At 67.5% G+C, this 24,762-nt stretch carries 20 protein-coding genes; 6 read left to right on the top strand and 14 right to left on the bottom strand.

All coding sequences use genetic code 11. The annotated features are described in order from the left end of the window. The first annotated feature begins 59 nt into the window (after positions 1-59). Positions 60-1,742: an L-aspartate oxidase gene (gene nadB / locus EP7_RS07860; protein WP_463528383.1), complete on the top strand. Its 1,683-nt coding sequence runs from the start codon at positions 60-62 to the stop codon at positions 1,740-1,742. 103 nt (positions 1,743-1,845) lie between these two features. Here the strand turns inward: nadB and EP7_RS07855 are convergent, their stop codons facing one another. Continuing rightward, positions 1,846-2,943 (bottom strand): hypothetical protein, encoded by a 1,098-nt coding sequence (locus EP7_RS07855; protein WP_463527285.1) that lies wholly within the window; start codon positions 2,941-2,943, stop codon positions 1,846-1,848. Positions 2,944-3,244: 301 nt separating this feature from the next. Between EP7_RS07855 and EP7_RS07850 the strand changes: the two genes are divergently transcribed. Beyond that, positions 3,245-4,306, top strand: coding sequence for a TlpA family protein disulfide reductase (locus EP7_RS07850; protein ID WP_463527284.1), 1,062 nt, complete (start codon positions 3,245-3,247; stop codon positions 4,304-4,306). 75 nt (positions 4,307-4,381) lie between these two features. Here EP7_RS07850 and EP7_RS07845 read toward each other — a convergent pair whose 3' ends face one another. Both EP7_RS07845 and EP7_RS07840 read right to left on the bottom strand, forming a co-directional pair. Continuing rightward, on the bottom strand, positions 4,382-7,849 hold the full coding sequence (locus EP7_RS07845) for a PVC-type heme-binding CxxCH protein (protein ID WP_463527283.1): 3,468 nt from the start codon (positions 7,847-7,849) through the stop codon (positions 4,382-4,384). Further along, entirely contained in the window at positions 7,846-9,072 is a 1,227-nt protein-coding gene (locus tag EP7_RS07840; RefSeq protein ID WP_463527282.1) for an SGNH/GDSL hydrolase family protein, read from the bottom strand. The genes EP7_RS07845 and EP7_RS07840 overlap by 4 nt, the downstream gene beginning before the upstream one ends. 190 nt (positions 9,073-9,262) lie before the next feature. Here EP7_RS07840 and EP7_RS07835 point away from each other — a divergent pair, with 190 nt between their 5' ends. Beyond that, positions 9,263-10,441 (top strand): M20 family metallopeptidase, encoded by a 1,179-nt coding sequence (locus EP7_RS07835; RefSeq protein WP_463527281.1) that lies wholly within the window; start codon positions 9,263-9,265, stop codon positions 10,439-10,441. Positions 10,442-10,468: 27 nt separating this feature from the next. Next, a complete protein-coding gene (gene argC, locus EP7_RS07830; protein WP_463527280.1) occupies positions 10,469-11,410 on the top strand; it encodes an N-acetyl-gamma-glutamyl-phosphate reductase in 942 nt (313 codons plus the stop codon). 5 nt (positions 11,411-11,415) lie between these two features. Here argC and EP7_RS07825 read toward each other — a convergent pair whose 3' ends face one another. Then, entirely contained in the window at positions 11,416-12,294 is an 879-nt protein-coding gene (locus EP7_RS07825) for a creatininase family protein (RefSeq protein ID WP_463527279.1), read from the bottom strand. Between the two features lie 289 nt (positions 12,295-12,583). Here EP7_RS07825 and EP7_RS07820 point away from each other — a divergent pair, with 289 nt between their 5' ends. Beyond that, positions 12,584-14,455 (top strand): cation:proton antiporter, encoded by a 1,872-nt coding sequence (locus EP7_RS07820; protein ID WP_463527278.1) that lies wholly within the window; start codon positions 12,584-12,586, stop codon positions 14,453-14,455. 3 nt (positions 14,456-14,458) lie between these two features. Here EP7_RS07820 and EP7_RS07815 read toward each other — a convergent pair whose 3' ends face one another. Further along, a complete protein-coding gene (locus tag EP7_RS07815) occupies positions 14,459-16,489 on the bottom strand; it encodes a hypothetical protein (protein WP_463527277.1) in 2,031 nt (676 codons plus the stop codon). Positions 16,490-16,707: 218 nt separating this feature from the next. On the opposite strand from EP7_RS07815, the gene EP7_RS07810 reads away from it, so the two are divergent. Continuing rightward, positions 16,708-17,754: a peroxiredoxin family protein gene (locus tag EP7_RS07810; RefSeq protein ID WP_463527276.1), complete on the top strand. Its 1,047-nt coding sequence runs from the start codon at positions 16,708-16,710 to the stop codon at positions 17,752-17,754. A gap of 43 nt (positions 17,755-17,797) precedes the next feature. Here EP7_RS07810 and EP7_RS07805 read toward each other — a convergent pair whose 3' ends face one another. The 9 genes from EP7_RS07805 to EP7_RS07765 all read right to left on the bottom strand — a co-directional run bounded on the left by EP7_RS07805 (position 17,798) and on the right by EP7_RS07765 (position 24,719). Continuing rightward, entirely contained in the window at positions 17,798-18,532 is a 735-nt protein-coding gene (locus EP7_RS07805) for a hypothetical protein (protein WP_463527275.1), read from the bottom strand. 93 nt (positions 18,533-18,625) lie between these two features. Next, positions 18,626-18,838, bottom strand: a complete 213-nt coding sequence (locus EP7_RS07800; RefSeq protein WP_463527274.1) for a hypothetical protein — start codon at positions 18,836-18,838, stop codon at positions 18,626-18,628. A gap of 117 nt (positions 18,839-18,955) precedes the next feature. Next, a complete protein-coding gene (locus tag EP7_RS07795; RefSeq protein WP_463527273.1) occupies positions 18,956-19,915 on the bottom strand; it encodes a DUF1559 domain-containing protein in 960 nt (319 codons plus the stop codon). Positions 19,916-19,931: 16 nt separating this feature from the next. Further along, positions 19,932-20,870 carry a DUF1559 family PulG-like putative transporter gene (locus EP7_RS07790; protein WP_463527272.1) on the bottom strand — a complete coding sequence of 313 codons (939 nt, stop codon included), beginning with the start codon at positions 20,868-20,870 and terminating at the stop codon, positions 19,932-19,934. Continuing rightward, positions 20,867-21,295, bottom strand: a complete 429-nt coding sequence (locus EP7_RS07785) for a hypothetical protein (RefSeq protein ID WP_463527271.1) — start codon at positions 21,293-21,295, stop codon at positions 20,867-20,869. The genes EP7_RS07790 and EP7_RS07785 overlap by 4 nt, the downstream gene beginning before the upstream one ends. Further along, on the bottom strand, positions 21,292-21,807 hold the full coding sequence (locus tag EP7_RS07780) for a pilus assembly FimT family protein (RefSeq protein WP_463527270.1): 516 nt from the start codon (positions 21,805-21,807) through the stop codon (positions 21,292-21,294). Before EP7_RS07780 ends, EP7_RS07785 begins: the two co-directional genes overlap by 4 nt. After that, positions 21,804-22,220 carry a PulJ/GspJ family protein gene (locus tag EP7_RS07775; RefSeq protein WP_463527269.1) on the bottom strand — a complete coding sequence of 139 codons (417 nt, stop codon included), beginning with the start codon at positions 22,218-22,220 and terminating at the stop codon, positions 21,804-21,806. The genes EP7_RS07780 and EP7_RS07775 overlap by 4 nt, the downstream gene beginning before the upstream one ends. Then, entirely contained in the window at positions 22,217-23,593 is a 1,377-nt protein-coding gene (locus tag EP7_RS07770; RefSeq protein ID WP_463527268.1) for a type II secretion system F family protein, read from the bottom strand. Before EP7_RS07770 ends, EP7_RS07775 begins: the two co-directional genes overlap by 4 nt. A 34-nt stretch (positions 23,594-23,627) precedes the next feature. Continuing rightward, on the bottom strand, positions 23,628-24,719 hold the full coding sequence (locus EP7_RS07765; protein ID WP_463527267.1) for a type II secretion system F family protein: 1,092 nt from the start codon (positions 24,717-24,719) through the stop codon (positions 23,628-23,630). Positions 24,720-24,762: the final 43 nt, after the last annotated feature.

The following is a 24,762-nucleotide window of genomic DNA, read 5'->3' as shown; positions in this document are numbered from 1 at the left end:
GGCCTCCGCCGTCTTGGCCCAGCCGCGGCCTCGACGTGTCGACCTTGGTACGCTTCGTCATGGACCCCAAGCCGCTCGAACCCGAGATCCTGACCCCCCTGCCTCCGCTCCGTCGCTATCTGGCCGGTTTCGACCCGCGCGACCTCCCCCACCACTTCGCCGATGTCCTCGTCATCGGCGGAGGGGTCGCCGGCCTGCGAGCGGCCCTTGGAATCGACGAGTCCTTGCGCGTCCTGGTCGTCACCAAGGACGAGATCCGCGAGAGCAACAGCAGCTACGCCCAAGGGGGGATCGCCGGGGTGCTCGACCCCGAGGACTGCTTCGCCGACCACATCGCCGACACCCTTGCCGCGGGCAAAGGACTCTGCGACCCCGAGGTTGTCGCCCTGGTTGTGCGCGAAGCCCCCAGGCGCATTGCCGAACTGGTCGAGTGGGGCACCCACTTCGACGAGGTCGACGGCCACGTGTCGCTCGGGCTCGAAGGCGGCCACTCGCATGCCCGGATCGTCCATGCCATGGGCGACGCCACTGGCCGCGAGATCATGCGCGCCGTCATCGAACGGGTCCGCCACCGGGCCGGGATCCGCATCTGGCAGAACAGCTTCACCGTCGACTTGCTCACCCACGAAGGGCGGTGCCGGGGTGCCCTGGTCTGGGACCGCCGCCGAGGGCTCAGCCTCATCTGGGCGCGGGCCGTCGTGCTCGCCACCGGCGGGGCCGGCCAGCTCTACCGCGAGACGACCAACCCTCCGATCGCAACCGGCGACGGCCACGCCCTGGCCTTTCGGGCCGGGGCCGACCTGCGCGACATGGAATTCATGCAGTTCCACCCGACCGTGCTCTACATCGCCGGGTCGTCGCGGCACCTGCTCACCGAGGCCCTCCGCGGCGAAGGGGCCTACCTCCGCGACCGCCACGGCGAGCGGTTCATGCCCGCCGCCCACCGCCTGGCCGAGCTCGCCCCGCGCGACGACGTGTCGCGTGCCATCACCGCCCAGATGGCCAAGACCCAGCACCCGTGCGTTTACCTGGATCTGAAGCATCTCGACGCCGAATTCATCCGCCGCCGCTTCCCGGGAATCGACAAGCTCTGCCGCAACTTCGATCTCGATATCACCCGGGACCCCATCCCCGTGCGCCCGGGCGCCCATTACATGGTCGGCGGGGTGATCATCGACGACGACGGCCGGACGGCCGTCCCTGGGCTCTGGGCCGCGGGCGAGGTCACTAGCTCGGGCCTGCACGGGGCCAACCGGCTCGCGTCGAACAGCCTGCTCGAAGGGCTCGTCCACGGCGCCCGCGCCGGCGACGACATCAGCCGGACTTTGCTCGCCTCCGGGGCCGCCCGCCTGGAAGTCCCCCCCGTCGAGTCCCTCTCATCTCACGGCCAGCGGTCGATTCTCGATCTTGCAGACGTCCGGGAATCGCTCCGCGCGCTGATGTGGCGATCCGTGGGGATCACCCGCGAATCCGGCGGCCTGCGGGACGCCGCCGAACAGGTCGACGCCTGGTGCCGCTACGGCCTGAACGCCACCTTCGATGATCCCTCGGGCTGGACCCTTCAGAACATGCTCACCATCGCGAGGCTGATGATCGCCGCGGCGACTGCCCGTGAGGAGTCGCGCGGGGTCCACACCCGATCCGACTTCCCGACGACACGGCCCGAGTGGGCCAGGCACGTCGTCCTGCGTCCCTCGGTCGCCGCCGAGCCCCGACGCCTCGCCGAGACCGTAACGTCCTGAGCCCCGTCGACGGAAACCCCCTGGGCCCATCCATTGACGTTGGCCAATGGATGGGCCCAGGGGGTGTTTGCGTCAGGCGTTCCGGCCGAGAATTCCGGCCCGGTCAGTTCTTCGGGACCGCCTTCGGGGCGACGTGCTCGTATTCCATCTTCTCGAAGAATTCCTGCGGGTGCCTGGTCCGGTCGGGTGCCGGGGGGGCCGGCGTGTCGGCGGCGGCCACGCCCTGCACGCCCTCGGTGGCCTCGGTCCTCAGCTTGACCAGGGCCGGGTACAGGTCGGAGTAGGCTTTGCGCTGGGCCGAGGTATTTGCCGAGCCGAAGCGGAAGTTGTAGGCGTTCATGAACGCGAGCAACTCGCCCAGGCTGACCTCGGGCCGCTTGTCCACGCCCGCGAGCAGGACGTCGATCCCGGGAGATTCCAGCATCTTCAGTAGGCCATAGGTCGCCTTCAGGAAGCGGTCGGCCTGCTGGCGTTGGCGGCTGGTCCTGTTCGGGTAGACCGTCTCGACCTTGGCGCGGGTCTTGCGGATAATTTCCAGGGCCTCGTCGACGGTCGCGACATTCGGGTTGCCCTGCTCCTGCTCCTCTTTGCGAATCTTCGCGGCAATCGCCCGGAACTGGGTCCGTTCGGCCTCGAACTCGGGGGTCTTGAGCGAGTCGGGGGGCCCGCCCTTGGTCAGCTCGTCATAGCTGGCCGTGATCATTGCCGCGGCCTTCTGGAACGGGATCTCGCGGATCAAGGTTCCGGGCACGGTCTGCTTGGCCGATGAGACGCCCCGGACATAGAGCTTCGGGTTGTTCAACTCGTCCAGGATCGAGTTCATGGCGTCGCCGCTATGAATGTCGCTGGTCGACGGGTTCTCTCGCAGGCGCTTGGCGATCGAGTTGACCGACTCGTTCTTCAGGTTGCGCGTGCGGATCACGCGGGCCTGACGCTCCTGATTGAGCGTCTGCTGCGACTCCCAGAGGTACTGGTTGAACCGCATGGCGGTGTCGGCATTGATCGAGTTGGCGACGGCCGTCTGCTGGTTGTAGATTCCGGCACCTTCCGCGAACATGCCCATCCCGCGCGCGTAGTCGCCCTGCGCGGTGCTGGCCCCGCCCCAGCCGCCCCAGCCATAGCCGCCAAACTGGGCCTGGGCCGGCATGGCAAACGCCAGGCCCGCCGCGAGAGTTGCAAAGGCAATCGGTCGTCGGATCATGGGGACAACTCCCTGTTGGGTTTCATTCATTCTGAAGCGACCGGCCAACGACCCGGGCGCGACGAGTTGGTTTATGCCCATCGGCCCCGCCGCCGCCGGTCTCGCGGTCGAGCTCCCTGAGGGTGATTCTCAGGGCTTCGATCGCCGGCGATCGGTGGCAGGTTTCTGCCGTGGAATGCACTATGATAAACGTATCCCGCGCCTGGGTTCAGGGCAAGTAAAAGTCACCAATCCATGCGACAATGGCCCGTCCCAGGCGGCCCGGCCGGGCCTTGACACCCTGCGAACTCAGGAGCGAACCATGAGACTCGCCCGCAGCGCCGTGCTCCTCGCCGCCTCCGCACTCGCCATGGCTGGCACAGCCCGAGCCGACGAGCCCGGCGTGGCCTCGAAGAGCCCGTTCGCCGGGCTCGAGGCCCTGAACGCCGAGCATTCCAGGCGACTCGCCGAACTCGAACGAGGCCGGATCGTCGCACTGACGGCCCTGGCCGCCAAGGCCCAGGGCGAGGAATCCGAGCTCGCCTATCGCGAGCTGTTCGAGGTGGCCGTCGCCGGCAACTTCTACGCAGAGGCCCTTCCCGCCGCCGAGGCCCGACTGACGAAAACCGGAGGCGACCCCGCCGTCCGGGCCCTCGCGGTGCTGGTGAAGATCATCGCCAGGATCGATCGCGGCGATCACAAGACGGCGGTCGCCGATCTCACCGCCGCGTTCAAGGCGAGCCCGGATGACGAGGGCGACTCCTCCGATGCGGCCACCCTGATCAGCCTGGGCGAGGCCGCCATCCAACGCCTCGTCCGCGCCGGCCGCTTCGATCAGGCCCGCCTCGTCTGCGAGATCACCGGCGAGAGCCCGTCGAAGCCCGTCCGCGCCCACTTCGCCGCCCGTCGCGCCCGCCTGGCGATGTTCGGCAAGTCGGCCCCCGAGATCATCGGCAAGGATGTCGACGGCAAGGACATTCACCTGTCCGACTTCAAAGGTAAGGTCATCCTGGTCGACTTCTGGGCGACCTGGTGCCCCCCCTGCCTGGAAGCCATGCCGGCCCTGGCCTCCACCAGTGCCGCGTACCAGGGCGACGGATTCGTCGTGCTCGGCGTGAACGTCGACAGCAAGAAGTCCGACGTTGGCACCCGGGCCAAGGCCCTCCCCGCCGTCCGCAGGCTGCTCATCGCCGCGGGTATCGACTGGCCGAATATCGTCCTTGATGGCGAACCGAGCGAGCAGTGCCCGACCAAGCTCTACGGCGTCGACGAGATCCCTGCCAGCTTCCTCGTCGACCGTGATGGCACGATCATCGACATCGAAGTTGGCCCCGACCGGGTCCGGAGTGCAGTCGAGAAGGCCCTGAAGTCCAGCCCGAAGTGACCTGAACGAACACGGCCGGGGGGCCGCCCTTCGGCGACTTCCCCCGGCCGTTTCGATTTCATCAGGATTCGTCGATCACTTGCCCAGGACGAACTGGGCACGGGCCGGCGACGCGGCGACTTCCTCGAGCTCGACCCGCACGGGGGTCAGTCGCTTCTGAAGGTCGACGCCGATGGTCAAGGTCCGGACGCCCGCAGGCAGGTCGAGCGTCAGCTCGGGCTTGGGCTCGACCACTCGGCCGTCGACCCAGAGCATCAGGCCGGAGATGTCCTCCAGGCCCAGCTTCACCGCCCCGGCCGTCGAGACGTCGATCTCGCACCGGGCGAAGCCGAACTTCGACCCGTAATCCTGGCCGGCAAGCTTCATCGTCAGGTTAATCGGGGCGAGGTCGGCCAGGGGAAGAACCCCCGAGACCATGCTGTAGACCGGCAGGAACCGAAGGGCCGGGTCGGCCGAAGCGGCGATGTCCAGCCGGTTGCGCCTGAGCAGAGTTTCCGTCGCCGCGTTTGGCTCCAGCACCCTCCACCGCCGCGCCAGCCGGGCCTTGCCCACCGAGTACGGTCCCACTTTGCCCAGCGACGACAGGAATTTGACCAGGTCCAGCAGCTCATCGCGGGTCAATGAGTCGGTCAGGCCGGCGGGCATCAGCGAGCCGCCCGGCTTCTGGTCCTCGATCGACGACAGCGGGATGGCGATCTCCGCGTCCTCGGCGTCTCGCAGGATGAGTTCCGAGTCGGTCTGTCGTACCTTGATGCCGGTCTTGACCTGGCCATCGACGGTTCCCACCACGGTCGCGTGGTAGTTCTCCTTGACGGCCTTGGCGGGCTGGAGCAGCGAGTCGACCAGGTAGTCGGGCTGGGCGCTTGCCCCGATGCTTTCAAGACCCGGACCAACCTGTCCGCCTGCGCCAGCGACGGCGTGGCACTTGATGCAGTTCAGCTCGGCGCGGCGGAAGAGGGCCTCGCCCCGCGCCGCATCGCCCTTGGCCGCGACGTCCGTGAGGAACGCCGTCAACTCGGGTCCCGCCAGCGGCTCGCGCGCCGCGTCGAGCTTGCCCGCGACGGTCAGGGCCTTGACCAGCCCGGGATTCTCGGCACCCGAGCCACGGGCCAGCCGCACCGCGACCCTGGCCACGTCGCCCGGAAGCGTCGTCTCTTTCAGGGCGCCGGCCAGGACGTCGGCCCCTCCCTTGCGGTTCAAGAAGGCCCCGATCAGCACCGGAACCGCCGGCGCGGCGGAGTCGCCGGCCATCAGCCCCGAGGCCAATTTGGCCGCCTGGGTTGCATCAAGGCCCGCCAATGCGGCGACGGCCAGCGATCGATTGCTCAGGACGTCGCCCGAGCCGGCCAACTTCGCCAGCGTCGGCACGTCGCCGGCCGAAGCAAGGGCTTCGACCAGGGCGGGAGCCAGCGAGACATCCACATTCTTGCCGGCCTGCTCGCGGAGAGCGGCGAGGATCGGCTCGACTTTCCAGAGGCCCGCGGCGCGGGTGGCCGTGGCCCTCAGGGCGGGGTCGCGGTCGGCCTTGGCCAGGTTCGCCAGGCGGCCGAGGTCGCCGGTCGGCTGGCCCTTGTTCTGGCGGGTCGCCTTCATCAGGCCTTGCAGCAGCGAGGCCCGTCGTGCATCGGCCGTCGGGCCGTCGACCACCGCCATCTCGAAGACCTTGGTCAGCTCGGCCGGCCCTCCCTGGGTGGCGATCAGGTCCATCACGGCGTCCTCGCGGTCGGCCGGCACGAGTCCCTCGGCGATCATGGCCATCAGGGGGGCCACCGAGTCCTTGTTCCCCAGCGAGATGAGCGCGAAGACCAGGTGCGACGGGTTCGAGAACGCCGCCTCGCGACCTTCCTTAGACTGTGCCTGCGGCAGCCATTGCGGGGCAAGCTCGCGGGCCGTCAGCCAGAGGGCGTAGTCGAGATAACGATCCTGCGGCTTGTCCAGCGCCTTGAGCGCCAGGCCCGCCGACCGCGAATCGGGGATGTGGGCCAGCGCACGCACAGCTTCAAGCCTGGCGCGAGGATGCTCGTCGAGCACGCGCGGGGCCAGCAGCGCCAGCGGATCGGAGACCCGGTCGGCCCAGTTCCGCGTCACGCGAACCGCCGCGGCGCGGATCCGGCCGTCCTTGGCGTCGAGCATCGCGGACAGCAATGCGGGCTCGACGACGTCGAGGGACTGGTACGTCCAGAGGGCTTCCAGCCGCAACTCCTGGGCGTCGGGCGCCAGCGCGGCAGTCCATGCGGCGAGTGCCGGAATCACTTCGGTCGCACCACGTTCCTTGAGCACGCGCCTGGCGAAGTGGCGGGTGGCATCCTCGGGCGACTTCAACTTGTCGAGCAGCGCCGTCACGGGCGCGTCTTCCAGCTTGGGTCGCTCGACGGTCGGCCGGTTCTTGGCCGTCACGCGCCAGATTCGGCCGCGGGTGTGGTCGCGCCTGGGGTCGCGGAAGTCGACCTCCCCGTGCTGGATGATCGGGTTGTACCAGTCGGCGATGTAGATCGCGCCGTCGGGCCCCATCTTCACGTCGATCGGCCTGAAGGCCATGTGAGACGTCTTGATCAGTTCGCCAAGCTCGCGCGAGGCAAAGCCTGCGCCGTCCTCGGTGACCACGAATCGGCAGACCCGATTGCCGCGGAAGTCATTGGTGATGAAGTTCCCCTGCCAGTCGTCCGGCAGATGCCGGCCACTGACGATCTCCAGCCCCGCATGCTTCGGGCTGCCGGGGTTGAGCCCACGGACGATGCGCACGGCCTCGGGCGAGGTGACGTAGTAGGCGCCCGGAAGCAGGTAATTGATCCCCTCGCCGCCGGCGCCGTCGGTGCCGAACGACTGGCCGTAGCGGTCGAAGGCGTGGCCCCACTGGTTGACCAGCCCCTTCATCAGGATATCAAGCTGCATCGTCTCGGGGCGGAACTGCCAGGTCCCGCCGCCGTTGAGGCGCCTGACGCCGTGGGGAGTCTCGACGTGGCTATGAATGTAGATCGACTGGCTCATGTTCAGGCGGCCGTCGAACCCCCATCGCAGCGTATGCAGGATGTGGTGGGTGTCCTCGGTGCCGAACCCGGAGAGGACCACCTTGCGGACGTCGGCCTTGCCGTCGCCGTCGGTGTCCTTCATATACAGAAGCTCGGTGCTGTTGGCGACATAGGCCCCCCCGTCGCCCGGCTCGACCCCGGTCGGAATCAGCAGCCCGTCGGCGAAGACGGTGGTGGTATCGGCCTTGCCGTCCCCGTCCTTGTCTTCCAGGATCAGGACCTTGTCATTGGCCGTCTGCCCCGGCTGGATCTGCGGATAGACCTCCGAGCTCGCGATCCAGAGCCGCCCCTTGGCGTCGAAGTTCATCTGGATCGGCTTGGCCAGCAGCGGGTCGCCGGCGAACAGGTTCACCTCGAAGCCGTCGGCCACCTGGAACGACTTGCGCTCGATCTCGGGGTCCGGATTGGGGATCTCGAACGGGGGCCGCTGGGCATGGGCCGTGGTGGCGGCGAGCAGCCCGCACGCCAGGGCAAGCGTCAGGCAAAGGCCCGACGGATGAGTGCGCTTGATCATGACTTCACCTCGCCTTCGCGGACGAGCTCATAAGTGCGGGGGGTCGGGACGCGGAGCCCGGCGATGGCCGACTCCTGCTCCGCGACCAAGGGGTCGAACATGGGGATCTCGCGGGCGTTGTTCCCCTGCTCGTGCTTGCGGAAGCCGAACAGGTAGGTCTCGTTCTGGGGCCGCCAGCGGTAGAAGTAGAGCGAGTTCTTGCGGCCGATCGTGGACCGGAGCGTCTCGACCTGGGCGGCGTCGGGGCCCCCTTCGATCGCGATTCCGGCGGCCCAGGCCTTGCCGTTGGCCGTGACGAGCGCCTTGCCGTCGACCTTGAGCGTGTATTTCGCCGAATCGTCGAGGCCCTTCACCGCCAGTTTTCGGCCCGTATGGCCGCCGGCCGGGCTCGCGGGGGCGGCCAGGACGGCATCAGTTAGGCGGAATTTCGGACCCAACTTCCAGCCATCCGAAGGCGCCGGAGCCACCGCCACCTCGGCCCCCTTCGACATAGCCTTCCCGGGCTCCAGTTCCACCTGCCAGCCATCTTCAACCGCTCCAAAGGCGCGATCGGCCAGGGTGCGGGCGGTCAGCCACGAGCCCAGCGCGTTGAGCTGGATCTCGTCCTGGGTCAGCTTGGCGGGCGGGTTGAGCTTCGACCCATCGACATCGAGGATATCGACGAACGGCAACCCCCGGCGCGCGGCCACCTTGCTGATCTCGGCCGAGTACAGGGCCAGGTCGGCATTATGTCGCGACGGGTCGGGGAGAGGCCGGCCCAGGTCTTCGGCCCTGATGGGCGAGACGAGGGCGATTCGCGCCTTGGTCTCCGCGAGCATGTCGAGCAGCCTGTCCAGCCCCTCGACGAAGTGCGGCAGGCCCTGCGAGCCGGCGAACGACTCGTTCGCGCCGTAGTGCACCAGGATCAGGGTCGGCTTGATGAGGGCGACCTGCCCCTTGAGCTGGCGAAATCCGTCCTCGGCGGTGCCGAAGCCGGCGCGCGACTCGCCCCAGACGGTGTCGCCGCTCCAGCCGAGGTTGCGGAAGAGGATCGACTTGCCGGGATTACGCCGGGTCACTTCGGTCTCAAAGTAGCCGAACGACTGGTCGCGCTCGACGAACGTGCCGCCGACCAGGACGACGCGGTCGCCGTCCTTCAGCTCGATGGGTGCCGGGCCTGCGGCTTGGGCCGGCGACGTGGCCAGCCACGCCAGGGCCAGCGCCAGGGCCGTGGTGCGTTTCAAAGGGGAATCCTCCGGGTCTGTAAGGAAGGCCGTCAGGGCGGCTCGTTCGCGGGCTCGCATCCCGCGCGGTGGGGCGGTCGGGGTGATCGGGCCGCCGGCCCGATCCCGATCCAGCAAATGACTTTATCCGAAGGACCGGATCGGGTCGAGCACTAGAGTCGCCGCCCGTTCGCGGATAGAATGCCGCCCCATGGACGCCCAAGCATTCGCCGCCGCCATCCGACCCTTCATCCGGCCCGATCGCCTGGTCGACACCGCCAGGCGCCTGGTCGCCGTCCCCAGCCGCACCGCCGAGGCCGGCCCCGCCGCCGACATGCTCGCGCAAATCCTGGCCGAGGACGGATTCGAGGTCGAACGACCCGTTGCCGATCACCCCGCCAGCCCGGCCGTTGTCGTCCGGTTCTCGGCGTCCAAACCGGGGCGGACCCTCCAGTTTGACGGCCACATCGACGTCGTCCACCTCCCGTATGTCGCCCCCACCCTCGAAGGCGATCTCCTGAAAGGGAGCGGGTCGTGCGACATGAAGGGTGGACTGGCTGCCGCGGTCGAGGCCCTACGTGCCGTGCGAGACTCGGGCCTGCTCGCCGCAGGCGGAATTCTTCTGACCGCTCATGACCATCATGAAGCCCCCTGGGGCGACGGCCGCCAGTTCGACCGTCTGATTCGCGACGGCATCGTGGGCGACGCCGTCTTGATCCCGGAACCTCTTTTCGACCGCCTACCAACCGCCGGCCGAGGCGCCGCCACATGGACGGTTACCTTCCGCCGCGAAGGGATTCCTGTCCACGAGGTCATGCGCCCCGCTGGCCAGCCTAGCGTCATCGCGGCGGGAGCCAGGCTCGTCGAACTGGCCTGGGAACTCAACGACCGACTTTCCGCCAAGTCCGACCCGGTCGCTGGCGCCGAGTCCGTCTTCGTCGGCCAGATCCACGCCGGTGAGATCTACAATCAGGCGCCCGTCTCTTGCTTCGTCGAGGGCACCCGACGCTGGCTTCCCGGCACGTCCCGCGAGCACGTCGAGACCGAGTTCCGCGCCTTGATCGCCGAAGTTGAGACCAAGACCGGCACCACCGCCGATGTCCAGTTCCGGTTCATCCGCGACGCCTTCCGCCTGAACCTTGATCACCCGTTCGTGTCCGTCTTCCGCGACGCCTATCGCGAAACCTCGCCGGGCAACGTCGGGCTGCCCGACGGCCCGAAGCCATTCGTCGACGACGGGAACAGCGTCTACGCCCTCGCGGGCGTCCCGGCGATCACCCACGGGCCTCGCGCGGGGGGGCAGCATACCGTCGATGAGTGGGTCTCGGTGGAAGACCTCGTGCGCGTGGCCAACCTGTATGCGACGGCGGCACTCGTCTTCTGCCAGTAGTCATTCGCGAACCTGGAGACGTTGAGCGTGAGCCGGCCAAGGATCTTCATCGACGGCGAGGCGGGGACGACCGGCCTGCAAATTCGCACCCGGCTCGAAGGTCGCGACGACCTGCAACTCGTCCACATCGACCCCGAGCGCCGCAAGGATGACGCCGAGCGGAAGCGGATTCTCAACGACGTCGACCTGGCGATCCTCTGCCTGCCCGACGACGCGGCTCGCGCCGCCGTTGCGCTCGTCGACAACCCGACGACACGTATTCTTGACGCCAGCACGGCCTACCGCGTCCATCCCGACTGGACCTACGGGTTCCCCGAGCTTTCCCCCGGCCAGGCCGATCGCATCGCCGCCTCGGCTCGTGTCTCCAACCCCGGCTGCTACCCCACCGGGGCGCTGGGATTGCTTCGCCCATTGATTGACGCCGGGCTCGTCCCGACGGATTTTCCCGTCACCATCCAGGCCATCTCCGGCTACAGCGGAGGCGGCCGGGGGATGATCGAGGCTTATGAATTAACCGGCCCGGGTGCCTCGGCCGCGGCCCATAAGATGTACGCACTTGAACTCTCGCACAAGCATGTTCGCGAGATCCAGGCACACGCGCATCTCGATTTTAAACCCCTGTTCACTCCCGCCGTGGGGCGCTTCCGCCAGGGGATGCTCGTGCAGATTCCGCTCCATCTGCGCACCTTGCCCGGCGACGTGAGCGGGCGGGCCATTCATCAGGCGTTGGTCGCGCATTATGCCGGCACGCATCACGTGCGAGTCATGCCGTTGGACCCCCGGCCGGTCAATGACCTGGAGCCTGAGGCTCTGAATGACACGAATGACCTGGAATTGTTCGTCTTCGAGAATGCGGCCGAGCGCCAGGTGTTGCTGGTCGCCCGGCTCGACAATCTCGGCAAGGGTGCCTCGGGTGCAGCCGTGCAGAACTTGGAGCTGATGCTCGGCCTGGAACCTCGTCGCGCCTGATCAGGTCAGCCCCCGAACGAACGCTGTCCCCAGGGAATCGGCATGGTCGGCGGGGTCCGGTGCATATCCTTGCGCACGTCCTTGGGCCGGTCCTTGAACCAGGTCACGAACCGGCAGAGCTGCTTGACCGCCTCGTCGTAGGCCCGCTTCCCCTTCTCGGCGCTGCCCAGCTCGGCGTCGCCCAGCACGCCGGTGTCGGAGTAGGAGCTGGTCCATGACACGGTCGTCGCGGGGCCGGCGCCGAAGAGGTCGACCCAGTTGAACGGGCTCCCTTCGTCATTGAACGAAATGGTCCCGCTCTTGATCTGGTCGGTCCTCACGTCGTCGCCATCCAGATATTGATAGAGCGACGTCTCCAGCTCGCAGGCGTGGCTGCACCCGCCGGGGAATTTGCTCTCGCGCCAGCTGGGCAGGAATTCCTTGTCCACCGTCAGGAGGTTCCACCAGGCGGCCAGGGCGCACTCGGCGTCGGTCTCCAGGTTCGTCCGCCTCGCCACCAGGTCGAGGTTGGGCATGTTCGACCCGTGCCCGTTCAGGAGCACGATCTTCTTGAACCCGTGGTAGGCCAGGCTCTTGGTGATGTCCAGCACCTGATGGATGAAGTGGTCGTAGTCGACGTTGATCGTGCCGGGGAAGTCCATCACGTGGCCGGTGTAGCCGTAGGCCACGATGGGCAGTACCTTGATCGATCCGGGCAAGAGCCGGCCCGCGCCGTGCGCGATTCCGTTGGGGCAGACGAGGTCGACGTCCAGCGGGAGGTGCGGGCCGTGCTGCTCGACGGCGCCGCAGGGGATGATGCAGACCGGCCCCATCTCGACGGCGTCGTTGATCTCGGGCCAGGTCAACTTTTCGTAGCGGTGTTCGGTCGATGCGCGGGATGGCATGGGGGCGGGCCGTCGGTCGGAGGGTAGTCGGGGTCCGGTCGGCCACGATTCTCCCAGAGAGGACGCGGCCCGACTCACGGTGCCGAACAGCTTGGACCCGCCGGGGCCCGCTGTCAAGCGTGCCGGCCGCCTCCGCCGGGGCGAGGAGTCATCGAGTCGGAGTTCTCGACAACCGGGCCGTAAGCCTCGCCATTCGCCGGCCAATTGTCGAGACTGGAAGATGCGGGAGCAGTCTTCGAAAGTTGGCCGCCGCCCCCCCTCGCCGCGTTGCCAATGGAAGACCCGACGTATGGCGCATCCCGACCTGATCGTCACGCTGACCTATGGCCTCGCCGCGGCTCTGGCCTGCGGCTACGCCGCCTTCCGGCTCGGCCTCTCGCCGATCGTCGGCTACCTGCTCGCGGGCATTGTCATCGGCCCCCATACCCCGGGAATCGTCGTCGACACCGAGATAGCCGACCAGTTCGCCGAGATCGGCGTCGTCCTGCTGATGTTCGGCGTCGGCCTGCAATTCCACCTGGAGGAACTGCTGGCCGTGTGGCACGTCGCGGTGCCCGGGGCGATCGCCCGCAGCCTTGTCGTCACGATTCTGGGCGCTCTGGCGGGCCTGGCCCTGGGCTGGGGCTGGCCGGCGAGCGTCGTGCTCGGGCTGTCGCTCTCTGTGGCGAGCACCGTCGTCCTGATGCGTGTCCTGGCAGACTTCAACGAGCTGCACACCCCGTCCGGTCACGTCGCGGTGGGATGGCTCGTCGTGGAAGATCTCTTCACCGTCCTGGTGCTCGTCATGCTCCCCCTGGCTTTCGGCGAGCACTCGGGGCCGGTCGACCTGGCCCGGGCTGCGGGCCTGGCCCTGCTCAAGGTTAGCGGGATGATCGCGTTGACGTTCGTGCTGGGCAAGCGATTCATCCCCTGGCTGCTCGAGCAGGCGGCCCTCACCCGCTCGCGCGAGCTGTTCACGCTCACCGTCCTGGTGCTGGCGCTTGGCATCGCCGTCGGATCGGTGAGGATCTTCGACGTCTCGATGGCCCTAGGCGCGTTCCTCGCCGGGATGATCGTCGGCCGGACCGACTTCAGCCTCCGCGCCGCGACCGAAGCCCTCCCCATGCGAGATGCATTCGCGGTCCTCTTCTTCGTCTCCGTCGGCATCATGTTCCGCCCCGCGTACATCCTGGAGGCCCCCGGCACGGTGGCCGTCACGCTGGCCATCGTCCTGCTGGCCAAGCCCGCCATCGCCGCGGCGTTCATGCTCCTGATGCGTTATCCCCTCAGCGTCGCCGTGCCCGTGGCCCTGGCCACCGCACAGATCGGCGAGTTCTCCTTCATCCTGGCTTCCGCCGCCCAGGGCCTGGGCGTACTCGGCGAGTCCGTCGAGAGCCTTCTCGTCGTCTGCTCCATCGCCTCCATCTCCGTGAACCCGCCGCTCTATCGCAATGCCGGCCGTATTGAGCGGTTCCTCGGCCGTCACATCACATTACCGGGGCCGCGGGATACGCCGACACACGTCGACGAGACCAACAGCCGGACCGACCGCAGGCGGACCAGGCGCGGGCACAGGCCGCGGCACCGGGCGGTCATCGTCGGCCACGGCCCGGTCGGCCGGACGCTCCTTCGCCTCCTCAGTGCCAACCGGTTCGACCCGGTCGTGATCGAGCTGAATCACCTCACGGTCCGCCGCCTCAACAGCGAGGGGACCTCGGCGATCTACGGCGACGCCATCCACCGCCAGATCCTCGAGAGCGCCGGCCTGGAGCACGCCGTCGCCCTCTTCCTCACCAGCTCGAGTATGGCCGGGACCCCCGAGGTGATTCGCCTGGCTCGCGAGATCAACCCCAAGATCCTCATCTTCGTGCGGACCAACTACGTCCGCGAGATGGCCGCGCTGCGCAATCGGGGTGCCGACGTCGTCTTCTCGGGCGAGGGGGAGGTCGCCATGTCGATGACCGAGTTCCTCCTCCGCCAGCTCCACGCCGGCGGCGATCAGATCGACCGCGAACGCGAACGCATCCGCGCCGAGTTCCTCATCGCGTCGCCAGACCCCGAGGAGATCCCCGCCAACCGACTCTGGTCCGATGAGATCGGCGAGGCCGAGGCCCGGGCCACCGATCCGGAGGAAGTGGCCGGAGGCCTGACCGAGAGGGGTGATGATCACCCCCCTGGTTGACGCTCAGCGGGGCCGGATCAGCCAGGATTCGTCGAAGAAGTCGGCCGCGACCACCTTCCCGGGCGTCAGGTTGTCCGGCGGCGTTTTCACGTCGACGATCGCCCAGTCGGGCAGCTTCGGCACCTGGCGGGCGTTGTTCAGGTCGTCGTACTCGCGGAAGGTGAATCCGCTGTTCAGGACGACGTACTTCGAAGGGTTGAGGGGATTTGGCGCGATCAGGATCAGGGCGTGATCGGCGGCGGGGAACTCCTGCGACCCGGCCTTGATCGTCGCCGCCGTCCAGACGATCGGCAGCTTGTCGGCGATCTTCCTCAGGACCGCATTGCTCGCCCGATCGCCCCAGAGGATGAGGTTCGATCCGGCGATGTCGGAGTCGGAAATGGCCGAGTCGTCCACGACCCGGGCCTCGCCCCTGAACTGGGTCCGCCACCGCTTCGTCGCCCGCTCCATCTCCTTCGAGGCCCACTCCCCGACCTTTGCATTGTCGGGCGTTCCGGTCGGCCTGACGAAGACGAACGAATCCATGAATGCGTCGTCGATCGGCCCTTGCAGCCCGTGCACCTTGCGCGGCTTCGAAGCATCGATCGTGCCGACGACCCATTGACATCCGTCCTTGGCGAACGCCACATTCCACGAGCGATCGGACATCGGGCCCGGCACCTGAAATGACTGGCCGTCGATGGTCACGACGACCGGCGCATCGGTCGGGAACGGGCATTCTCCGGCGGCCATGTCGAAGCTCAGCGCGGTCAGGTTCTTCGTGTTCGCCAAGACCTGGCTCGGCCCGGTCAGTCTGGCATTCACCAGTCCACGATTCCAGTGCTCGGTCAGGCCGTTCACCACGACCCAGTGGCTCTTGTTGTAACGCAGCGTGTAGGTGACGAAATTGACAACCTCGGGCGTCCGGTCACGGCCATGCGCCGCCAGGCTCGCCATCCGGCGATCGACTTCGAGCCGCGCCTTGGGCTCGTACGAATGCTTGGTGTTCGGGCCGATGATGTGAGTCATCCGCACGCCCAGAGAGAGTAACGCCTCTTCCATCACGTCGGCCGCCTGCTTCTGCGAGTCCTGATCGCCGCTGTAGGCGACCACCGGCAGGCCGATCAGGTTGATCGCCCAGTCATTGCAGTCGAACATCCGCCAGAGGGTCTTCTCATAAGGCGTCGGGGTCAGGGTCTCGTTCTGGAAGACTTTGAGGAATCGCGGGGTCTCGGAGAACCCGGCGCCCGGATTGGTGGCGAACCACATGTCGGGATAGTGCACGCCGAGCTGCCAGGCGGCGGCCCCGCCCATCGAGAATCCTCGCGACGAGACCCGATCCTCATCGATGCGATACTGCCGCTTCACCGCGTCGATCGACTCCAGGACGTCGACCTCGCCGGCGAACTTGAAGGCGTTGCAATAGCGGCCGTACGGGTGCAGCACGATCGTGTCTTCGGGCGTGAACGTCCCGGGCGACTTCTGGCGATCGTCGATGAAGTTCACCTCGCTCAGCAACTCGCCTCGGCCGTGGAACCAGACGTCCAGCCGCTGCCTCGGTCCCGTCGGGGAGGTGCTTTTGGGGATCACCAACCCATAGGGCTGCACGGAGCCGTCGATCTTCGACCGATAGCCGCGGACGACCAGACCGGCCTGCGTGGCCCAGGGCGTCTCGCCCTTGGCCAGCGCCCTGGCACGCTCAAGTCCTTGGGCAAGCAGGGCACGCGCCTTGGCGATGTCGCCCGGCGCAAAGAACTCGTTGTATTTCAGGGCGTCGCGGACCGCCTTGTGATAGATCTCGACGTCGGGGATGAGGTCATCCAGCCCCTTCTTCCCGCCCAGCTCCTTGAGCGCATCGCCGAGCTGCGTCAGGCCCGCATCCAGGGCCTCGCGGTCGGCGGCCGGCACATCGACGCCGGGCTTGGGGACGGGCCTCACGTTGGCGGGCGAGTTGTCCGACTGCCCGTGAACCCTGGCCCCCGGCGAGGAGGCCAGGACCGCCGCGGTTGCGGCCGAGACCATCAAGGAGCGAAACAGGCCTGCCTGGAAATGCATCGTGGTGGCTTCCTCATGACCGGCCGGCGTGGGCCCTCTTCGCGTGGCCCCATGCGACCGACCGGCGTTGGACATCGGCCGTCACCGTAGCGGAGCCCGGATCGTGCGGCAAGCGGCTGTCCCTGGGGACCCGGTCGGTTGGCGGGCCCCGGAACGACCTGTTAAACTCCCCGAAACCGCCGAGACAGATCTGCCCCAAACCGGAGCAAAGAACGACCATGCGATGGACACGATGGCCCCTGGGCCTGGCCCCTCTGGCCTTGATGCTGACCCCGGCCGCCATGGCCCAGCAGGCCGCACCGGCGAATTCCGTCGAGGCCATCGATGGCGCGTTCGAAACGGCCAGGACCGCCCTCGAAGTGCGCCGACTCGAGAGCCTGGCCGCACTCGCCGCGACCCAGCCCGCCGACCAGGCGGCCCGCACCAACGAGCACCTGCTGCGCATGGCGGTGAACGGCGACCTGTACCGCCAGGCCGAGCCCTTCGCCGACCAGATCCTCGCCCGAGGGGACGCTCCGGCCCTCGTCAGCTTCTACGCGTCGCTGGTGAACCTGATCGCCGAGGCCGACCGGGGCGCCTTCGATGAGGCGTCGCGCGACCTGCGAGCCGCGATCGACATCGCCAAGACGAAGGCGGGTCGCTCGTCCGAGTATCCCCCTTCTTCGATCGTCACCACCCTCTGCGAGGCCTATTACCAGCGCCTGCTGCGGGCAGGCCGCCTCGACGTCGCCCGTCGAGACTTCGCCCTGGCCCTCTCCGCCGCGTCCGACCCCGTCGTGGTCGACTACCTCAAGGGCCGCCTTGAACGCCTGGAGATGGTGGGCAAGCCCGCGCCCGCGCTAGCCGGCCCCGACCTGGACGGCAAGAACGTGAGCCTGGCCGACTTCAAGGGCGAGGCTGTACTCGTCGTGTTCTGGACGACGTGGCAGCTCTCCAACGCCGAGGACGTCCGATCAATCCGCGACGCCCTGGCGACCTATCAAGCCAAGGGCCTGAAGGTCATCGGCGTGAACCTCGACGCCTTGCAGGCGGGCAACGACGACCCCGCCAAGGTCCTGGCGCTGGTTCGTCGCTATGCCCTGGACAACAACGTCACCTGGCCCACGCTCATCAACGGCGAAGGTCCGAAGAATCACGCCGCGGCCTATCACGTGGCCGAGGTCCCCGCCAACGTCCTGATCGGCCGCGACGGGAACGTCCTCGATCTCGACCTCACCCGCCAGACGATGACCGGATCGATCTCGAAGGCCCTGGAAGCCCGCTAACGTCCGGTCGATCGTCTCTTCGCCCCCGGTCCCGTGTCGCGGATCAGCGAACCGGCGGGGGCGGGGGGATGGTCGCCTGCTCGAGCCCGTTGTACAGGCCGAGCAGGAAGACATGGAAGGTCTCGGCCACCTGCGACGAGGTCGTTTCCCGGAGCCTCTGCAAGGTCGGTTGCCCGAACTCCAGCAGCGCCTGTCTGGCCGTTGTTGCCGTCTGCAACCGGGTGACCCGCGACGCCTGCCACTCGCGGAGCGCCGCGACGACTTCGGCCTCGGCCCGCTGCCGCTTCGACGCCAGGTCTTCTGCGATCTCCGCGTCCGCCGGCCAGCGGAACCGACCCATGCTGTCGAAGTACGCATCCAGCACGATCGCCGGGGCCATGATCGACGTCGCCGCGGTGCTCGGCTGGGCCGCGGCCGGCCTCGCCGCGGGTGTCGCGGCGGCCGCGACCGCGGGCGCACGGTTCAACGGCGTGGTCGTCCTGCGGCTGAGCGGAGCCCGGTCCGCGGCGCCGTAGCGCTCGACGAACGCGGGATCTCGCAGGTTGTTCCAGTACATGTTCCCGGAGTTGAGCTGGACCCCGCCGGAGCCCCCCCCTTGCTGCGCGGTCCGTGCCGTCGCGGCGTTCTGAAGGGCCCGATCGTTCAGGAAGTCGCCGGGGCTCTGCTGATTCTGCATCGGCCAGGGGAACATGATGTCGAACTGTCCCCGGGCGGGGCTTCCTGCCAGGGCCGAAAGCAGGGCCACGGTCGCCCAGATTCCCGGTGTCAAGCGTCGCATGCGGCGGATCCTCGTGTCGGCGGACGTCGGGACCATCCCTCAACCGCCGACCGGATCGTAACCCACGGGGCCGACGCCCACAACCGGCCGAGGTCAGCCCTCCTCGGCCATCCCGCCCAGAAGGGGTTGGACCGATGCTGGCTCGGCCTTGCGCCTGACCCGGATCGGCCGACCGGTCAGCTCGGAAATCGCCTTGCGGCGCCGGCTGCTCACTCCCATATAGGCCGACCGGCTCTGGATCGCGTGGTACAGCTTGGGCCCGGCGATCGGGCCATATCGTTCGATGTAGCGGTCGAGGCGACTCATCCCGATCTCCCCCAGACGTGCCGAGTTTTCCACCCCCCTTCTACGTCAAAACGGGCCTCAAAGTTCGATCGATTCGTTGTTCCAGGGAAAGGAGTTGCGGCAAATTTTGCCGGTCTCCTAATAGCTGCTGGAGTCCAACAGTTCGCCATCGTCGCGGTTGCCGAGATACCACATCACCGGCCTGGAAATCGTGTCCTTGAGGAACTTCACCGACCCGTCGGCGAATGCGGTATTCGCCCCCCCGGGGTGACTGCTGGAGAAGCCCCCCACAGGGTCAATCTGCGAGCGACGGGTGATCGTGCCGTCGGGAAGCTTGATGATCGCATCCGGCACCGGCTCGTCGAGCGGGTCGTCGGCCTCCATCTGTCCCATCTGGTCGATCCCGACCGAGGACCTCGCATTGGGCCGCGACCCGGTGTTTCGCAAGGTTGCCCGGGTACCCGACATCCAACCAAGTCCGCCGTAATTCCGGAGCTTCTCCCCGAGCATGATCGTCTGGCTCGTCCCGTCGCCGACGTCTTCCGGCCGGATGGAGCTGTTCAGGAACAGCATCCCCCGATCCGTGACGCGAATCCGCGACTCGCGGTCGTTGTGGCATCCCGCGAAGTTCGACTGCTCGTGCTCGACCGCAATCGGGGCCCCCGGTTCGTCGGGCTCGAAGATCGGCCTGTACGGGTCCGACGGGCAGGAGAGCGTCGCGATTCGCACGCCGGCGATGGTCGAGTTCGCCGCCGCGTAAACTCCGTGCTGGAAGTTCAGGTGGTGATAGGCCGGCCCCTGCTCGATCTCCGGCAGGATCTGAACGATCCAGCCCATGTGATAACCCGGCGGCCTGTTGGCGATCGGGCCGGCACCGTCGACCACCCCGGATGGGAAGACCTGATGTTCCGACTGGTAATGCTGCAACGCCAGGGCTAGCTGAGCCAGATTGTTGACGCAATGGATCCGCCTGGCGGCCTCGCGTGCCGACTGCACCGCGGGGACCAGCAGCGCGAACAGGACCATCGTGATGGCGATGACGGTCAGCAGCTCGATCATCGTGAATCCGCGGCCCACCCCAGGTCCCGGCCTTCTCATCGGTCTCCCCTTCGATTCAGAACATGTCGGCACCGATCAGGTCTCCGTCGGCCCGGTTGCCCAGGTTGCGGAAGACCTTCGGGTTGATCGAATTCTTGAGGAACCGGACCGAGCCGTCCCCGAACGAGAAGTCGGCCCCGCCCTCGTGCGTGCTGCTGAATCCTCCCACCAGCCCCGGGACGATGGGCCCGGCCAGCGGTCCTGAGACGATCGACTCTCCATTCTCGTCGACCTCGGCCGTCCCAAGTGGATTCACCGGCTCGTCGGGGAGCTCTCCCTTGGGGACGGTCGCCTGGTATCCCGCGTCGATCAGACTGAGGATCGGGTGGTTAGGCGTGCTGTTCGTATTCCGGATCGTTGAGCGTGTCCCCGAGGCCCAGCCCAGGTCCTCGCGATTGTGCGTGATCTCGCCCAGGAAGATCGTGAACGCCGCGCCGTCGGTAATCTCGTCGTGCCGCACGCTCCTGTTCAGGACGAACATCCCGTTGTTGGTCACGTCAATGGGCGCTTCGACGTCGTTGTGGCAGGCGGCGTAGTTCGTCTTGCCGCCGATGCTCGGGAAGCCTTCACTGGGACAGAGCAGCGTGCTGATCTTCAGGGCGCGGACCGTGTCGTGCCGGCCGTCGTAGACGGACACATCGAAGTTGAATCGATTGTAGGCGTTCCTCTGATCCATATAAGGAAGGATGCGGATGATCCAGTTGTGATGCATCCCAGTCGGGGCGTTGGCCACCGGCCCGGCCAGGTCCGTCACGCCCGGCGGGTAGGCCTCGTGCGACGACTCGTACGATTGCAGGGCCAGGCCCAATTGCATCATGTTGTTCACGCACTGGACCCGCCTGGCCGCGCTCCGGGCGCTCTGGACGGCCGGAAGCAGCAGCGCGATCAGCACCGCGATAATCGAGATCACGACCAGCAATTCGATGAGGGTGAAGCCCTCGCGTCGACCTCTCATGGGGCGCCTCCCTCGTCGTCTCGTTTGACCCGTTCCATTCGCACCGACCGGCTCGAACGCGCCACCGAGGCGCCCCCCGCCGGGAACTCGGCCACCACCTTCGCCAGCGTCAGACCCGGCCGATCTCCCGCCTCCTCGATCGCGATTGTCACCCGACCTGCGTCCGCACCGCCCATATCCTCGGGCGACAGGGTCCAGGTCTCGCCGCGATAATCCTCGCTCGCCGCCAGCCGGGCCGAAGCACGCTCCAGGCCCGCTTCCGCCAGCCAGTCGGCCTGGAGGCGACGCTCGGCCTCGCGGGTTACCTCGCGCGCCGCCAGCCCGGTGCGTAATAGCGAGGCGGCCAGCATCAAGGTCAGAACCAGGCAGACCATCGCGGGAACGGCGATCATTGCCGGCCTGCCGATCGTCCCTCTTGGAGTCATCGGCCCACCTCCTTCTGATGCACGAAGCGGAAGTCGCGTCCCAGCGCCGCCTCGATCCGGTCGACGCGCGGCCTGGCCTTCCCCGGCCCGCCCCCTCCGTTCGCCACGGTCAGCACCAGCAGCCTGATCCCATTCGCATCCGTCGCATCGAGGGACGCCTTGCAGCCCGGTGGCAGCCTGTGCCAGGCCCGCGACGTCACCTTGCCGTCGGCTCCCTCGGTGGCCCTCTCCATCCCGGCCTGTTTCAATCGATAACGCGCGACCAGGCCATTCGGCCCGTGCAGGTCCATGCCCCCTTCGGCGGGTTCGAGCCGCGTCGAGGCATGAGCATCGGCCTTCAGAACACGGCCCAGCCTCATCAGGCTCGACGCCTCGGCGACCCGGTCGCGGCCCGATCGGTCGAGACGGAGCAGCACATGCATGACCGTCGCGATGGTCCCCAGGCAGGCCATCCCCAGGCTCAAGACCATCAGCAGCTCGAAGAGGGTGAATCCGCGCCGTCGAGTCTTCAACGCTCGGCCTCCCTCGGGTAGATCCAGCTCACCAGCCCGGCCGGTTTCTCTTCCGGATTCCCCGACCGCAGCGTCACCGAGATGCGCCTCGCCGTCGGGTCTCCGGCGGGCGTGTCGACCGCGACTGCCAGGATCGCGCCGGGGAGTCGCCGCCTCGCGTCCTCCGATAGCTCGGGCTTTTGAGCCCACGCGGGCGTCCCTCGCGTCCAGTCGTCGGCGGTCAGACGTTCCATCAGGTTGCCCATTTCGTGCTGCACCAGCGTGCGGCGCTCCACGAGCTTGCGGCTGGCGGCCACATGCAGGAGCGTTTGCGCCAGGAGCGTCAGTCCCGCCAGCACAAGAGCCCCGGTGACGACGATCTCGATCAGGGTGAATCCCGCGCGGCGTTGTCCGCGCCCTGCCGGTCCGGTCATGGCTTACTCAGGACCTCCATAATTTCGACCATCGGCTGATAGCAGATCATGCCGACCATCATGATGCCGGCCCCGATCGCGATCATCGCCAGCGGGAAGAGCACCTGGGTCCAGAACTCCAGCTTGTTGAAGAACGCCCGCTCGCGCTGGCCGGCCAGGGTGCGCAGGGCCCAGGGGACGTTGCCCGCACGCACCGCAGACTCCAGCACGGCGCAGTCGACCCGGCGGAGAAAGCGGGTCGTCCGCAACAGCTCGATCCAGTCTCCGCCCCGTTCCAGGCCCTGGTCCACACCCGCCAGGCGTCGCCTCACTCCCGCGGGCGGATACCACCTGCGCAAGGAGTTGATCGTCTCACGCAGGGGCTGGCCCGCCTCGATCCCCAGAGCCAGGGATCGCATCACGACCGCCGAGTGACGGCCCGGGTTGATCCAGGCGAACGCCCACGAGTTCTCCAGCCGCCAGCCCATCAGCCGCAACAGCCCCGCCGCCACCAGCATCAATTGCCCGAACTGCACCGCCAACGGCACCAGCACCGTGAATTGATTGCCCGTCACGATGCCGAGCCCTTGCCGGACCAGCATCGTCCCGTTTGTCATCGGCATGGAGAAGTCCCTCATGACCGCGTCCATCTTGGGCAGGATGAAGTAGACGAGGAATCCGAGGATCGACTGTCCCACCACCACGAGGAGACCCAGGTAGACCAGACGTCGCACCGCGGGGCCGATCACCGTGCCTCGGCCGGTCAGCCTCGCGGCGGCCTCGCCGAGGCTCTCGGCCAGCGTGTTCGTCTCCAGCCCGATCGCCGCGGCCAGTACCCCTTCCTGGGGGATCAGTCCTTTGGACATCCGCATCGCCTGCGGCAGCGGGATGCCCTCTCTGAGTCGGTCGCTCAGGGCAAGCCCCCTGGCCCGACCCCATCGTCCGCTCTGCCGGGCGAAGGCCGACACCCCGTCCGCCAGCGGCATTCCGTGCCTGGCCGCGATCGCGATCGTCCAGAGCAGCGACTCAGACTCGGCCCGCTGGCCCAGGATGATGGCCGCAACCAGGGCAACCACCAGCGCGAGCCCCACGAACAGGCCGAAGACCCCGAGAGCCGAGCCGCACGTCAGCATGATTCCCAGGAAGATCGCGAACGACGCGAGGACGCGACTCGCGTCGGACGAGGCACGAGCCAGGCCCAGTGTTCCGAACAGCGTGATCCCCAGGCCGATCCAGGCGGCGAGCAACGCGATGGCGTCGGGCGTCCCCGTCTCCACCGCAGGCCGGGCGATCTGGAAGGTCAGCGCGCAATAGACGATCACCAGCATCAAGGTCTGGAGCCCATGCTTCCGGCTCGTTCGTCTGCGTTGTCCCGGCCTTGCCTCGTTTCCCACGGTCGATCTCCCCCTGCGATGGTTTTTCCGCCGCTCAGCCCGACAGCTTGGAGATGATCTGGGTCATCGGCAGCATCAATGACAGTTGCAGGAAGCCGATCTCGACCAGAGCCAGCACCATCACGACGATTCCCACGAGAATCTGCCCGAACCGGACCCGGGACCGCGCCCGCGCTTCGAACATCTCCGCCGCCATCCCCAACGCCTCCGGCAGCGTCCGGCGTCCCTCGGCCCAGACCACGACTTGCGTCAAGGTGGGCGGGAACGCATTCACGTCGGACATTGCCTCCGACAGCCATTCTCCGCGCTCGACCCGTTCCGCCACCTCTCGGCAGGCTTCTTCCAACTCGGAGTCCAGTGACCCTTCCCCGGCCAGAGGTAAGGCCTCCTTCAGGGGCACCTGCCCTTCCAGAAGCAGGGCCAGGACCCTGGAAAATTCCGCCAGGGAGAGCAATCGCCAGGCAGGCCCGAATAACGGTAGGCCCACCAGGAATTGCCGACGCTGCACCGCGTCCATCGCGAACCGAGCGATCAGGCCAATTGCCAGCACCAGCACGGCCAGCCCCGCCACCATCCCCGCAGTCACCCCGTTGACCCATCGGGAGATCGTCAGGAGCCTGCGCGTGATCACCGGAAGGGCGACGCCGAACTGCTGGAAAACCTCATCGTAGTCTTGCACCACCGAGACGCAGACGAACACGAGCACCCCGGTCATTCCCACGAGCAACATCGCGGGGTACGCCAGGCCCAGCCAGATCGAACGCTTCAAGTCGGCCCCCGTCAGGTGCGCGGCCACATAACCGCCAAGAACCTCGGCCAGCCGTCCCGATCTCACCCCCGCCAGGATCAGGCCCCGGAGATGGCCGGGGAACCTCCTCCCCTCCGCGTCGATCGCGTCGTGCAGCGGTTCGCCCTGCTCGATCCGCGAGGCCACCGCCAGCAAGGCCGAGCGAACCCGGCCCTGAGTCAGCTCGCCGGCCAACGCCCGCAGCCCGCCCGGCAGCGGCAACGACCCCTCGGTCAGGCTCGCCAGCCCCCGCGCGAACTCCGCCGATTCGGCCGCCGTCAGCCGGCCCGAGATCCCGTTCGCCCCCACGTCGGGCCGCTTTTCCTCGTCGGGAGTCATCCTCGGCTTGTCCTTTATCGACGTCGAATTCGTATCACTGGAA

This window comes from Isosphaeraceae bacterium EP7 (genome assembly GCA_038400315.1).
In the GTDB taxonomy this organism is placed as follows: domain Bacteria; phylum Planctomycetota; class Planctomycetia; order Isosphaerales; family Isosphaeraceae; genus EP7.
This window is presented reverse-complemented; position numbering and strand designations above follow the sequence as displayed.

Coding starts and splice junctions, on each gene's coding strand:
- EP7_RS07835 (WP_463527281.1), top strand. CDS start 9,263: ATGGACGCCCAAGCATTCGCCGCCGCCATCCGACCCTTCATCCGGCCC.
- EP7_RS07850 (WP_463527284.1), top strand. CDS start 3,245: ATGAGACTCGCCCGCAGCGCCGTGCTCCTCGCCGCCTCCGCACTCGCC.
- EP7_RS07800 (WP_463527274.1), bottom strand. CDS start 18,838: ATGAGTCGCCTCGACCGCTACATCGAACGATATGGCCCGATCGCCGGG.
- EP7_RS07855 (WP_463527285.1), bottom strand. CDS start 2,943: ATGATCCGACGACCGATTGCCTTTGCAACTCTCGCGGCGGGCCTGGCG.
- EP7_RS07795 (WP_463527273.1), bottom strand. CDS start 19,915: ATGAGAAGGCCGGGACCTGGGGTGGGCCGCGGATTCACGATGATCGAG.
- EP7_RS07825 (WP_463527279.1), bottom strand. CDS start 12,294: ATGCCATCCCGCGCATCGACCGAACACCGCTACGAAAAGTTGACCTGG.
- EP7_RS07805 (WP_463527275.1), bottom strand. CDS start 18,532: ATGCGACGCTTGACACCGGGAATCTGGGCGACCGTGGCCCTGCTTTCG.
- EP7_RS07775 (WP_463527269.1), bottom strand. CDS start 22,220: ATGACCGGACCGGCAGGGCGCGGACAACGCCGCGCGGGATTCACCCTG.
- EP7_RS07815 (WP_463527277.1), bottom strand. CDS start 16,489: ATGCATTTCCAGGCAGGCCTGTTTCGCTCCTTGATGGTCTCGGCCGCA.
- EP7_RS07790 (WP_463527272.1), bottom strand. CDS start 20,870: ATGAGAGGTCGACGCGAGGGCTTCACCCTCATCGAATTGCTGGTCGTG.
- EP7_RS07785 (WP_463527271.1), bottom strand. CDS start 21,295: ATGACTCCAAGAGGGACGATCGGCAGGCCGGCAATGATCGCCGTTCCC.
- EP7_RS07765 (WP_463527267.1), bottom strand. CDS start 24,719: ATGACTCCCGACGAGGAAAAGCGGCCCGACGTGGGGGCGAACGGGATC.
- EP7_RS07810 (WP_463527276.1), top strand. CDS start 16,708: ATGCGATGGACACGATGGCCCCTGGGCCTGGCCCCTCTGGCCTTGATG.
- EP7_RS07845 (WP_463527283.1), bottom strand. CDS start 7,849: ATGATCAAGCGCACTCATCCGTCGGGCCTTTGCCTGACGCTTGCCCTG.
- nadB (WP_463528383.1), top strand. CDS start 60: ATGGACCCCAAGCCGCTCGAACCCGAGATCCTGACCCCCCTGCCTCCG.
- EP7_RS07820 (WP_463527278.1), top strand. CDS start 12,584: ATGGCGCATCCCGACCTGATCGTCACGCTGACCTATGGCCTCGCCGCG.